At 71.2% G+C, this 12,368-nt stretch carries 10 protein-coding genes; 1 reads left to right on the plus strand and 9 read right to left on the minus strand.

The window, feature by feature from the left end:
- Nucleotides 1-91: 91 nt before the first annotated feature.
- From topA to ABZ321_RS04880, 6 genes are all read right to left on the minus strand, one after another.
- Nucleotides 92-2,911 (minus strand): type I DNA topoisomerase, encoded by a 2,820-nt coding sequence (gene topA, locus ABZ321_RS04855; RefSeq protein WP_354889416.1) that lies wholly within the window; start codon nucleotides 2,909-2,911, stop codon nucleotides 92-94.
- A 253-nt stretch (nucleotides 2,912-3,164) separates the two neighbouring features.
- A complete protein-coding gene (locus ABZ321_RS04860) occupies nucleotides 3,165-4,331 on the minus strand; it encodes a hypothetical protein (RefSeq protein WP_354889418.1) in 1,167 nt (388 codons plus the stop codon).
- Nucleotides 4,328-4,870 carry a hypothetical protein gene (locus tag ABZ321_RS04865; protein ID WP_344509093.1) on the minus strand — a complete coding sequence of 181 codons (543 nt, stop codon included), beginning with the start codon at nucleotides 4,868-4,870 and terminating at the stop codon, nucleotides 4,328-4,330. The genes ABZ321_RS04860 and ABZ321_RS04865 overlap by 4 nt, the downstream gene beginning before the upstream one ends.
- Before the next feature lie 87 nt (nucleotides 4,871-4,957).
- A complete protein-coding gene (locus ABZ321_RS04870) occupies nucleotides 4,958-7,315 on the minus strand; it encodes a sodium-translocating pyrophosphatase (protein ID WP_354889420.1) in 2,358 nt (785 codons plus the stop codon).
- Between the two features lie 290 nt (nucleotides 7,316-7,605).
- Complete coding sequence (locus ABZ321_RS04875) at nucleotides 7,606-8,088, minus strand: ATP-binding protein (RefSeq protein WP_344509089.1); 483 nt, start codon at nucleotides 8,086-8,088, stop codon at nucleotides 7,606-7,608.
- A gap of 4 nt (nucleotides 8,089-8,092) precedes the next feature.
- A complete protein-coding gene (locus ABZ321_RS04880; RefSeq protein WP_344509087.1) occupies nucleotides 8,093-8,455 on the minus strand; it encodes an STAS domain-containing protein in 363 nt (120 codons plus the stop codon).
- Nucleotides 8,456-8,610: 155 nt separating this feature from the next.
- Here ABZ321_RS04880 and ABZ321_RS04885 point away from each other — a divergent pair, with 155 nt between their 5' ends.
- Entirely contained in the window at nucleotides 8,611-11,394 is a 2,784-nt protein-coding gene (locus tag ABZ321_RS04885) for a DEAD/DEAH box helicase (protein ID WP_354889423.1), read from the plus strand.
- Here ABZ321_RS04885 and ABZ321_RS04890 read toward each other — a convergent pair whose 3' ends face one another.
- The 3 genes from ABZ321_RS04890 to ABZ321_RS04900 form a co-directional block, all read right to left on the minus strand.
- The gene (locus ABZ321_RS04890; protein ID WP_354889425.1) at nucleotides 11,395-11,787 is read right to left on the minus strand and encodes an Rv3654c family TadE-like protein; all 393 of its coding nucleotides are present in this window, start codon (nucleotides 11,785-11,787) and stop codon (nucleotides 11,395-11,397) included.
- Nucleotides 11,784-12,077, minus strand: coding sequence for a TadE family type IV pilus minor pilin (locus ABZ321_RS04895; protein ID WP_354889427.1), 294 nt, complete (start codon nucleotides 12,075-12,077; stop codon nucleotides 11,784-11,786). The genes ABZ321_RS04890 and ABZ321_RS04895 overlap by 4 nt, the downstream gene beginning before the upstream one ends.
- Before the next feature lie 110 nt (nucleotides 12,078-12,187).
- The gene (locus tag ABZ321_RS04900) at nucleotides 12,188-12,367 is read right to left on the minus strand and encodes a DUF4244 domain-containing protein (RefSeq protein WP_344509081.1); all 180 of its coding nucleotides are present in this window, start codon (nucleotides 12,365-12,367) and stop codon (nucleotides 12,188-12,190) included.
- Nucleotide 12,368: the final 1 nt, after the last annotated feature.

Raw genomic sequence — 12,368 nt, forward strand, 5'->3', positions numbered from 1 at the left:
AGCGATCTCCAGGCCGGCACGGTCGCCATCGCGTCGATGCGGCGACCGTGCGTATCCGGACTGGTGGCTGTGCGTCGGCAACGCTGGCTGGTCACTCTCCCGGCGGGGTCGACTTCTTCGCCGAGGTGGCCTTCCGCGGGGCTGCCTTCTTGGCCGGGGTTGCCTTCTTCGCCGCGGTGGTCGTCTTCTTCGCCGCCGTGGTCTTCTTCGCCGCCGTCTTCTTCGCGGAAGTGGAAGTGGAAGCCGCCGTACCGTCCTCGGCGCTCTTCGTGGCCTTCTTCGCCGCGCGCTTCTTCGGCGCCGGGCCCTTCGCCCGCTTCTCGGCCAGCATCTCGCTCGCCTCGTCCACCGAGAGTGACTCGACCGTCTGGTTGCGGCGCAGCGACGCGTTGTGCTCGCCGTCCGTCACGTACGGGCCGAACCGGCCGTCCTTGATGACCAGCGGCTTCTCGGTCGCCGGGTCGGGGCCCATCTCGCGCAGCGGCGGCTTGGCAGCGGCGCGGCCGCGGGTCTTCGGCTGCTGCAGCAGCACCATGGCCGCGTCGAGCGAGATCGTGAAGAGCTGGCCCTCGTTCTCCAGCGAACGGGTGTCGGTGCCGCGCTTGATGTACGGCCCGTACCGGCCGGGCGAGGCGATGATGTCCACGCCGTCGGGGTCCTTGCCGACGAGCCGCGGCAGGGTCAGCAGCTGCAGGGCCTCTTCGAGGGTCAGGTGCTCCGGCGACTGGGTGGACAACAGCGAGGAGTTCTTCTCGCCGGTCGACACGTACGGCCCGTAGCGCCCCGACTTGAGGACGATCGGCTCGCCGGTCTCGGGGTGCTCGCCGAGCTTGCGCTCGCCGCTGGCGCCGCCGACGAACAGCTCCGCGACCTTCTCGGGGGTGAGCTCGTCCGGGGCGAGCCCGTCCGGCACGGTCGCGCGGTCGCCTTCGTCGCCCTCGGGCTGGTCGGCGAGGAAGCGCTGCAGGTACGGCCCGTACCGCCCGACGCGCACGACGACGTCGCGGTTGGCCTCGTCGCGGAACAGGGGGATCGAGTTGATCCCGCGGGCGTCGATCTCGCCGAGGCGCTCGGTGACCATGCGCTTCAGCCCGCCTTGGCGGGGCACCGACCCTTCGTCGCCCGTGTCTCCACCGAAGTAGAAGGGGCGCAGGAAGTCCACGGCACTCTCGTCACCGTTGGCGATCTCGTCGAGGACGTTCTCCATCGACGCGGTGAAGTCGTAGTCGACCAGGCGCGGGAAGTGCTTCTCCAGCAGCCCGACCACGGCGAACGCCAGGAACGACGGGATCAGTGCCTGGCCGCGCTTGAACACGTAGCCGCGGTTGTTGATCGTCTCCATGATCGAGGCGTACGTGGAGGGGCGCCCGATGCCGAGCTCCTCCATCACCTTGACCAGCGAGGCTTCGGTGTAGCGGGCCGGCGGCTGGGTGGTGTGCCCGGTCGCGGTCAGCCCCTTCTCGGTCAGCGTCTGGCCCTTGACCAGCACCGGCAGGCGCCGCTCGGCGTCCTCGGCCTCCGCGTTCTCGTCGTCGGAGGATTCCACGTACACGCGCAGGAAGCCAGGATCGGTGATGGTCTTGCCGGTGGTGCTGAAGTCGACCGACTCGCCGGCGGGGGTGGTCGCGTTGATCCGGACGGAGGTGCTGTTGCCGACCGCGTCGGTCATCTGCGACGCGATGGTGCGCTGCCAGATCAACTCGTACAGGCGCAGCTCCTCGGCGCTGAGCTCCTTGGCCACGTCGCCGGGCGTGCGGAAGCTGTCGCCGGCGGGGCGGATCGCCTCGTGCGCCTCCTGCGCATTCTTGACCTTGCCGGTGTAGCGGCGCGGCTGCGGCGGGACGGCGCTCGGGCCGTAGAGGTCGAGGATCTGCTTGCGGGCGGCGGCGATCGCGGCCTCGGACAGGTTCACCGAGTCGGTTCGCATGTACGTGATGTAGCCGTTCTCGTACAGCCGCTGCGCGATCCGCATGGTCTGCGCGCTGGACAGGCGCAGCTTGCGCGAGCCCTCCTGCTGCAGCGTCGAGGTGATGAACGGCGCGGCGGGCTTGCGCCGGTACGGCTTCTCCTCGACCCGGGTGACCGTGAACGGCCGGCCCTCCAGGCGGGCGGCGAGGCCGCGGGCGCCCTGCTCGTCGAGGTGGATGACGCCGGCGTTGGGCCGGACCTTGCCGGTCTCCGGGTCGAAGTCGCGGCCGGTGGCGACCCTGTCGCCGTCGATGGCGAGCAGCGTCGCGTTGAACGTGCGGGTGTCGCCGTCGGGCAGGAGCTTGGCGAGGATGTCCCAGTATTCGGCGGAGCGGAACTTCATCCGCTGCCGCTCGCGCTCGACCACGATCCGGGTGGCGACCGACTGCACGCGGCCGGCGGACAGGCCGCCCTGGACCTTCTTCCACAGGACGGTGGACAGGTCGTAGCCGTAGAGGCGGTCGAGGATGCGCCGGGCCTCCTGGGCGTCGACGAGCGCGCGGTTGATCTCGCGCGGGTTGGCGACGGCGGCCTGGATCGCCGGCCGGGTGATCTCGTGGAAGACCATCCGCTTGACCGGGACCTTCGGCTTCAAGGTCTCGAAGAGGTGCCAGGCGATGGCCTCGCCCTCGCGGTCCTCATCTGTGGCGAGGTAGACCTCGCTGGCCGACTTCAGCAGTTCCTTGAGCCGGGTGATCTGCTTACGCCGGTCCGCCGAGATGACATAGACCGGGGTGAAATCGTTGTCGACGTCGACGCCCAGGTAGGCCCACGGCTTGCTCTTGAGGTCCTCGGGCATGTCTTTCTTGCCCACAGGCAGGTCACGGACGTGGCCGAAGCTCGCCTCCACGACGTAATTCGGGCCCAGGTAGCCCGAAATCGTCTTGGCCTTCGCCGGCGACTCGACGATCACCAGCCGCTTCGTGTTGGCGGAGTTCGGCACAGCTCTCCCCGGTGCGGACGGACATGTGTCAAACGTAACGCGCGCTCTCGCGCCGAGTTGCGCAATGCGGCACCCGGCGGTCGGCTCGCGACACGCCGATCGGCGCCACGGTACACCCAAGCAGAAGCGCTACCTGCCCGATCTTGCGATCGTGTCGCATCGGCTGCCGTATTTGTCACGCTTTGTCGTACGGCGGTGACCCCGATGGCGGGTGGAATCACACTGCGCGCCGACTGACCAGCCTACCCCGCGGTCACCTCGGCCAACTCGCGTTCGGCGCCCCGGCCGGTGGCTCACCGACGAGCTCCGCGAGACGTGTCACGCGTCGCAGTCCCACGATCCGGTACGCAGGCCCGCCGGCTTTGGGACCGACGAACACCGCGATCAATCCGACGGCCGACAGGGCATCTCCGATAGCGACCCAGTTGTCCGCGATTCTCCTGTTGATGGAGGTTTCATCGGTTTTGTCCTGCTGCGTCGGTACCGCGGGAGCCTCGGCCGGCGGTTCGGTGACGGCGTCGAGCTCGACGGTGGGCAGGTCGGCGACCCCGGAGTCGGGCCACTCGTCGCGGACGTCGTCGACCCAGTCCTCGACCTCCACGCCCAGGTCGACGGGGCCGGGGTCGAACCCGGAGATGAGCGGTGCGGCCTTCTTCTTCGCCTTCACCCGGGGCTTGCCGGGCAGGTCCTCGATCTCGTCGAGGCCTTCGTCGCCGGCCGACTCCGCCCCGTCTCCTGCTCGGGGCTTGCCCGACGCGCCCTCGACCGCTTCGACGCCGGCCGCGGCCGACCCGTCGTCGCCGGCATCACCTACGTCCGCCGCGCCCGCCGGACCCTGGCCGGTGCCGCTTCGTCCGGTTCGCCGCGCCTCGCTTCCCGCTCCGACCCCGTCGGCGTCCGTGCCGCCCCCCGCCCCGGACATTTCCGAGATGTCGCCCGACGGGTCGAACGGGATGACCTGGTCGTCCGCCGCTTCGGGATCGACGTCCTCGCCTGTCAGGGCGGGGCGGCTCGGGGCGAGGCGGAGCAGGTAGGCGCGCTGGCCGTCCCAGGATCCCGCCGCCGCGACCCACAGCCGCAGCCGCCGGCCGTCGAGCACCAGGTCGGGTGGGGAAACTTTCGCGGTGCCGTCGAGCCAGCGGGCCGCGAGCGGGGCCAGCAGCGCCGCGTACGCCGTCCGGACGGTCCACCGGTCCTCGACGCCGGTCGGCTCGCAGGACACGACCAGGCCCCGCTGCTCGCACTCGGCGCGCAGCACGTCGGCCCGCCAGGCGTCCTCGACCTCGATCGACACCTTCGCGGTGCCGCCCATCCTGCCGACCTCGCCCGCGCCGGCGAGCAGGCCTTCCAGGTCCATCGGGGTGGGCGGGCGCGCCTCGACCCCGAACAGCGACAGTTGCCGGCTCCGAGCCGGCGTCACCGACACTCGGGCACCTCGTTGAAGGCCTTCTGCAGGTCCTTCTGCTTGACGTGCTGCGGGTCGATGGCGCTCTGCTCGTACTCCTCCTTGAGCACCGCGAACGTGGACCCGACCGAGGTGTAGAACGCCTTCGCGTCGGCGGTCTGCAGGCCCTGGACGGAGCGCTTCGCGTTGCCATACGCGTCGCGGGCCTTCGCGAGCGAGCCGGTGAACTGCTGGGCGACCTTGTCGCCGCCGGAGACGTCGGGCACGCCGGCGCCGCTGATCCCGGCCCGGGCCTTCTCGCTCGAGGTCTCGGCGCCGGCGAGCAGGTCGACGATGTTGGTCTTGGTCTGCGCGGCGGTCGTCGCCGACTGCAGCTGCTGCTGGGCCTTCGTCGTCAGGTCGGCGATCTCGGTCCGCCAGGGGGTGAGCGCCGTGCACACCTGCAGCGCCCAGTGCTTGGGGGCGATGTCGCCGCTGCCGTCGTCGCCGCAGCCGCTCATACCCGTCGAAACGACGACAATGAGGGCGGCTGTGGCGACGGCGCGGAAGTGCATGGATGGAAGCCTAGAACCGATCGTCTGTTCGACAAATACGACGCCCCGGCCGGATGCTCCCGGCCGGGGCGTCGGATCGGTGGAGGGTCAGGCGGTGACCCGCTCCGGCGTCGTCTCCTGCGCGTTGGAGTCGTCGCCGTTGCCGGCGTCGACCGCGACCGGCTTGCGCTTGCTGATGAGCACGGCCACGGCGACGACGAGCGTCGCCGCGATCGCGATCGCGAAGCGGACCGCCGGGCTGCCGTCGCCCGTGGTGTAGACGACCACGGCGGGCGCGATGAGCAGCGCGACCAGGTTCATGACCTTGATCAGCGGGTTGATCGCCGGGCCGGCGGTGTCCTTGAACGGGTCGCCGACGGTGTCGCCGATGACCGTCGCGGCGTGCGCCGGGGAGCCCTTGCCGCCGTGCGTGCCGTCCTCGACGAGCTTCTTCGCGTTGTCCCACGCGCCACCCGAGTTGGACAGGAAGACCGCCATCAGCGTGCCGGTGCCGATCGCACCGGCGAGGTACGCCGCGAGCGGGCCGACGCCGAGACCGAAGCCGACCGCGATCGGCGCCATCACCGCGAGCAGACCCGGGGTGATGAGCTCACGCTGGGCGTCACGGGTGCAGATGTCGACGACCTTGCCGTACTCCGGGCGCTGGCTGTAGTCCATGATGCCCGGGAACTCGCGGAACTGGCGGCGCACCTCGAACACGACCGCGCCGGCCGAGCGGGCGACGGCGTTGATCGCCAGGCCCGAGAAGAGGAACACGACCGCCGCGCCGATGAGCAGGCCGACCAGGTTGCCCGGGTTGGCCACGTTCAGGAACTTGTCGACCTCGACCTGGCTGAACTCCTTGAGGATCGAGTCCGTGTAGGAGCCGAACAGCGCCGTGGCGGCGAGCACCGCGGTGGCGATCGCGATGCCCTTGGTGATCGCCTTGGTGGTGTTGCCGACCGCGTCGAGCTCGGTCAGCGTGCGGGCGCCGCGCTCGTCGATGTCGCCGGACATCTCGGCGATGCCCTGCGCGTTGTCGCTGATCGGGCCGAACGTGTCCATGGCGACGATGACGCCGACAGTGGTCAGCAGGCCGGTGCCGGCCATGGCGACCGCGAACAGCGACAGGGTGATCGAGCCGCCGCCGAGCAGGAACGCGCCGAACACGCCGGCGCCGATAACCAGCGCGGAGTAGACGGCCGACTCGAAACCGACGCTGATGCCGGCGAGCACCACGGTGGCCGGACCGGTGAGGGCGCTCTTGCCGATGTCCTTGACGGGGCGGCGCTCGGTCTCGGTGAAGTACCCGGTCAGCGCCTGGACGATCGCGGCGAGCACGATGCCGATGATGCAGGCGATGATGGCGGTCACGTGCGGGCCGAACGGCGGCGCGTCGCCGCCGGTGAGCCCGACGATCGCCTTGAGCGAGTCGGTCTGGCCGTGCAGGCCGGCCCACGTCTTGGGCAGGTAGACGACCGCGGCGACGGCCACCAGGACCGCGGAGACTGCGGCGGAGATGTAGAACGCCCGGTTGATGGCGACCAGGCCGTTGCGGTCGGAGGGGCGCAGGCGGGTGAGCGCCACACCGAGGATCGCGACGATGACACCGATCGTCGAGACGATGAGCGGGAAGACCAGGCCTTCCTCGCCGAACGCGGCCCGGCCGAGGATCAGCGCGGCGACCAGGGTCACGGCGTAGGACTCGAACAGGTCCGCGGCCATACCGGCGCAGTCACCCACGTTGTCGCCGACGTTGTCGGCGATGGTGGCGGCGTTGCGCGGGTCGTCCTCCGGGATGCCCTGCTCGACCTTGCCGACCAGGTCGGCGCCGACGTCGGCGGCCTTGGTGAAGATGCCGCCGCCGACCCGCATGAACATCGCGAGCAGCGCGGCGCCGAAGCCGAAGCCCTCCAGCACGGTCGGGGCGTCGCTCTTGAAGATCAGCACGACCAGCGCCGCGCCGAACAGGCCGAGGCCCACGGTGAGGAAGCCGACGACGCCACCGGTGCGGAAGGCGATCTTCATCGCCTTCTCCCGGCCGCCGTCTTCTCGGGCCGCCGCCGCGACGCGCAGGTTGGCGCGGGTGGCCAGCGCCATACCGGCGCCGCCGATGAAGGCCGAGAAGACCGCGCCGACGATGAAGAACGCCGACCTTCCGATCTTGACCATGGTCTCGTTGTCCCCGACGTCACCCACGGGGAGCAGGAACAGCACCACCACGGCGATGACGACGAAGATGCCGAGGGTCTTGAACTGGCGAGTGAGATACGCGGTCGCGCCCTCCTGCACCGCCCCGGCGATCTCCTGCATCTTCGGGGTGCCCCGACCAGTCGCGAGCACAGCCTTGACCAGCGCGGCCGCGAAGCCCAGCGCCACGAAGGCGATGACGAGCGCGACGACGACGTAGGTCAGGTTGTTCCCGCTGAGGGAAATCTCGTCGGCTGCGACGAGTGTTGCGGACATTCGTTGTCCTCCTGTACCGACACATGACAGCGCCGCGAGCGGTCAGGCCGGCGGCGGGTTCTCCCAAGGGAGCCGTGCTGGACGGTCGAGGTACCCAATGACCAGGCCCGTCATACACGATCGCCGTACTCTAGCCGCAGAGCGTGTCTGTGGTCACACCGACTTGCGCGTTTCAAGAGATCGCTTTTTGTCGATGGTCCGGTTTGTGGCGCGCTTCACTCGATTGGGCGTTCCAGGTGGCCACTCCGTTGAGCGCTCCCACGGCCGTCCCGCCGGGCGCCCCGGCGGCTCTATTCCGTCGGACGCTCCAGCGGCCACGACATGCGCACCTGCGTGCCGACGCCTTCGCCCAGCTCGGAGACGTTGAGGTCATCGACGAGCCCGGCGAGCAGGGCGAGCCCCATCCTCGCCGCGACCGCCTCCTCCGCGAGGAGGTCGGGCGGGGTGGTCAGCGGCAGCGCCGGGTCCGACAGCACCATGACTTCATCCCCGGTCTCACCCTCGGCGCGGGTCACCATCGCCCCGTTCGCCGCCCGGTCGACCACCAGCACGGTGAACCGGTCGCCGTCGGCCATCGCGACGTCGACCAGGTCGTCCAGCCCGTGCGAGCGGTGCAGCGCGACGGCACGGGAGCACGCCTCACCGATGGCGAGCCTGACCTCTTCCAGCAGCTCCTCGGCGACACCGGCGCGCCGCGCGACGGCCACACCGACCAGACGGGCGGTGCGGACGTGTGCGGCCGCCGGCGAGAACGACAGCCTGACTGTGGGCATGAACCTACGCCGTGGGTTCGGTGTCCGAGCCGGCCGCGGCGGTCGCGGCGGCCACGGAGTCGTACAGGGAGAACACCCGATCCAGCGCGGTGATCCGGAAGATCTTCAGGAGCCTCTCGTGCGCGCACACCAGCCCGAACGTGCCGTTGACCGCCCGCAGCCGCTTCAACGCGCCCACGAGCACACCGAGCCCGGTCGAGTCGAGGAACTCCACCCGGCTCAGGTCGACCACGACATGGCGGGCACCCGTCTCGACGAGCTCGACCAGCTTCTCGCGAAGCCGTGGCGCGGTGTACACATCCACCTCACCGCCGACTTCGAGCACTGTGTGGTCGCCGGAGTCGTACGTCGACAACGACAGCTCCATGCGGACCTCCTCTTCTGGCGGGTGCTGCGCACAATGAGTCTCACGGGCATCTAACCATCGACGCCTCCACAAGGCGACGCGTCCACCCTGTTTCCCACAATTGCCACACGTGTATCACGCCATCTTCTTCGAACATCTGTCTTAGAGTGCTCGACGTGACGGCCGTACTTCCGCACTCCTTCCTACCGTCCCACCGCGCCGAGTCGCTCACCCACGTCGAGCACGTGCCGCCCCGCGCCGGGTCCACCGCCGCGTGGCCGTCGTGGGCGCCGCCCTCGCTGCGCACCGCCTTCGAGGCCCGCGGCGTCGCCCTCCCGTGGACCCACCAGGCCGCCGCCGCCGACCTCGCGTGGTCCGGCACCCACACCGTCGTCGCCACCGGCACCGGTTCGGGCAAGTCCCTGGCGTACCAACTGCCGGCCCTCTCCGCCCTGCTGCGCGACGCCAAGGCCACGATGCTCTACATCTCGCCGACCAAGGCCCTGGCCGCCGACCAGCTCCGCTCGCTGCAAGCCCTCGACCTGCCGGACACCCGCCCCGCCACCTTCGACGGCGACACCTCCCGCGAGGAACGCGACTGGGTCCGCCAGCACGCCCGCGTCGTCCTCACCAACCCCGACATGCTCCACCACGGCATCCTGCCCAACCACGCCTCGTGGACCCGCTTCCTGCGCGGCCTGCGCTTCGTGGTCGTCGACGAGTGCCACACGTACCGCGGCGTCTTCGGCTCCCACGTCGCCCACGTCCTGCGCCGCCTGCGCCGGGTGACCGCCCGCTACACGCCTCGCGGCCTGCCGTCCCCGTGCTTCGTCCTGGCGTCCGCCACCTCAGGCGACCCGCGGTCCTCCGGCTCGCGCCTGACCGGCCTGCCGATGACCGCCGTGACCACAGACGCATCGCCACGCGGCGGGGTGACGTTCGCCCTCTGGGAACCACCACTGCTCCCGCCGCCCCCCGACTTCTCCGGCATCGGCGAAGCCGAACTCCTCCTCCCTGACGACCCCACCCTCATGACCACGGTCGCGGAACGCACCACACCCGCCGTCGCCACCCGCCCTTCCGCCACACCGCACACCTCTATCCCCGCCCCCACGACTGCAGGCGACTCCACAACCGCGCGCGGCTCCACGACCGCGGCCACCCCGACAACCACGGCCGGTTCTACACCCGCGGCCAGCCCCACGACCTCGGCGCAGAGCCCCACAACCGCCCTCAGCTTGTCAACCACTGCCGACGCCAAGGCCACAGGCGGCTCCGCAAACGCGCACAGCTCCACGACCGCGTGCGCCTCCGCATCCACGCGCGGCTCCACGACTGGGGCCAATCCGACCGCAGCTCACAGCTCCACAACCGCCGGCGCCTCCGCAACCGCGCGCAGGTCCACACCCACGGGCGGCGTCGCAACCGCAGCGGGCGGCGTCGCCGGGGCGGCGCGTGACTTCGCGGGCGCCGGGCGGGACGCGGAGCCGGTGCGGCGGTCGGCACTGCGGGAGACCGCCGACCTGCTCACCGAGGCAGTCATCGCCGGCGTACGGACACTCGCCTTCGTCCGGTCCCGCAAGGGCGCCGAGGTGGTGGCGAGCATGGCAAGGCGCTCGCTCGACCAGGCCGTGCCGGGCCTCGGCGACCGGGTCGCCGCCTACCGCGCCGGCTACCTCCGCGAAGAGCGCCGCGCCCTCGAACGCGACCTCATGGACGGCACCCTGCTCGGCCTGGCGTCCACCAACGCCCTGGAGCTCGGCGTCGATCTCGTCGGTCTCGACGCGGTCCTCATCTCAGGCTATCCAGGCACCCTCGCCTCCCTCTGGCAGCAGGCGGGCCGGGCCGGCCGGGCGGGCCGCGACGCATTGTGCGTGCTGGTCGCCCGGGACGACCCGCTCGACACGTACCTCGTGCACCACCCGGAGGCCCTGTTCGGCAAGCCGGTCGAGGCGACGGTCCTCGACCCCGGCAACCCACACGTCCTCGCGCCGCAACTGTGCTGCGCCGCCGCCGAACTGCCGCTCACCCCGGCGGACCTGCCGCTCTTCGGGCCGACCGCCGAGGCCACGCTCGACGCCCTGGTCGCCTCGGGGATCCTGCGGAAGCGGCCCAGCGGCTGGTACTGGACGGAGCGCCACCGCCCGGACGTCGACCTCCGCGGGGCGGGCGGCGGGCCGATCGCCGTCGTGGAGGAGGCCACCGGCCGCCTGCTCGGCACGGTCGACACCGGCTCCGCGCACCATCAGGTCCACACCGGGGCGGTCCACCTGCACCAGGGCATCTCGTACGTCGTGGACAAGCTCGACCTGGCCGACTCCGTCGCGCTCGTCCACGCCGAGGAGCCAGACTGGAGCACCCATCCCCGCGACGTCACCTCCCTCACCGTCCTGTCGGTCCGCCAGACCCGCACGGCGGGCCCGGTCACGCTCTCGCTCGGGGAGGTCGAGGTGACCTCTCAGGTCGTCAGCTACCAGCGCCGCCGCATCACCAGCGGCGAGGTCATCGACACCTGCCAGCTCGACCTCCCCGAACGCATCCTGAAGACCGTCGCCGTCTGGTGGACCGTGTCCCCCGAGGCGCTCGACGAGGCCGGTATCGCGGAGGTCGACTGGCCCGGCGCCCTGCACGCCGCCGAGCACGCGTCGATCGGCCTGCTGCCGCTCGTCGCGACCTGCGACCGCTGGGACATCGGTGGCCTGTCGACCGCGCTGCACACCGACACCGGGCTGCCGACCGTCTTCGTCTACGACGGCCATCCCGGCGGCGCCGGCTTCGCGGAGCGCGCGTTCGACGTGGCCACCGACTGGCTCGGCGCCACCCGTGCCGTCGTCGCCGAGTGCCGCTGCGAGCAGGGCTGCCCCTCGTGCGTGCAGTCCCCCAAGTGCGGCAACGGCAACAACCCCCTCAACAAGCACGATGCGGTCCAGGTCCTCTCGCTCGTCCTCGCGTCGCTGTAGTCATCTGTCGTCGTCAGCGTCGCCGGTACCGGTGGACCACACCGGCCCCGCGCGGGCGCTCGCCTTGCCGCCGGCCATCCCGTCGCCCAGGCGGACCTCGACGGTCACCCGCACCTCGAACCCGTCGACCGCGCAGCTGACCAGACTCGCGTCATTGGCCGTGACCGCCCGGCCGGCGACCGCGCAGGCCACCGCCGGACCGTCGATCGCCCACACCGCCCCGGCCAGCGCACCCGCGTCGGCCGCGTTCTGCGCCCGGTGCCGCGCGACCTTGGCCCCGCCCAGACCGATCCCGGCGAGCAGCGCCCCCACGAACACGACCCCGAGCACCACCATGAGCAGCGAGATCGACCCGCGATCCCGGGCCCCGGCCGCCTGTCGCCGCCCGGTCATGAGGACTCCGCTCCGGGTTCGATCAGGGCGGCGGCCTCCTCCTGCAACGTGATCGACGGCAGCGGGCCGAGGCCGACCCGCTGGCGCACCGTCACGCGGACGAGGTCACCGTCACGCTGGACCGAGATCGTGGCGCCCGCCGGCATGGCGCCGCGGGACGCCACCGGCTCGCCGCGGGCCGCCGCCCGTGCCGCCAGCCCCGCCGCGTCGGTGAGGCGCACCTTGGCCGCGAAGGCGCTCCACCCGGCGACGAAGATCAGCAGCAGGACGACGACTCCGGGGAGTGTCACGGCGAACTCGACCGTCGCCGATCCGCGGTCGTCGGCCCGTCCGCTGCGGAGCGTCCATCTCCGCCGGCGCCACGGACCCCCACGGCAGGCGCCACGATCCCGGTCGTCTCTCATGCCAGCGCACCGCCGATCAGGCGGAACATGGCGTCGTACGTCGAATCCGACACGACCACCCTCAGCAGCACCGCGGCGAGCGCCACCCCGACGCCGATGACCAGGACGTATTCGATGCTGTGCGACCCACGGTCTTCCCGGCGGAAGGCACGAAGACGGGCGCGGAGGTTGTGCACT

The organism is Dactylosporangium sp. NPDC006015, from assembly GCF_040614215.1.
In the GTDB taxonomy this organism is placed as follows: domain Bacteria; phylum Actinomycetota; class Actinomycetes; order Mycobacteriales; family Micromonosporaceae; genus Dactylosporangium; species Dactylosporangium maewongense.

Bases quoted from the DNA above. Each gene is read 5' to 3' on its own strand.
- ABZ321_RS04875 (WP_344509089.1), bottom strand. From the start codon at position 8,088: ATGCCCACAGTCAGGCTGTCGTTCTCGCCGGCGGCCGCACACGTCCGC.
- ABZ321_RS04870 (WP_354889420.1), bottom strand. From the start codon at position 7,315: ATGTCCGCAACACTCGTCGCAGCCGACGAGATTTCCCTCAGCGGGAAC.
- ABZ321_RS04865 (WP_344509093.1), bottom strand. From the start codon at position 4,870: ATGCACTTCCGCGCCGTCGCCACAGCCGCCCTCATTGTCGTCGTTTCG.
- ABZ321_RS04880 (WP_344509087.1), bottom strand. From the start codon at position 8,455: ATGGAGCTGTCGTTGTCGACGTACGACTCCGGCGACCACACAGTGCTC.
- ABZ321_RS04890 (WP_354889425.1), bottom strand. From the start codon at position 11,787: ATGACCGGGCGGCGACAGGCGGCCGGGGCCCGGGATCGCGGGTCGATC.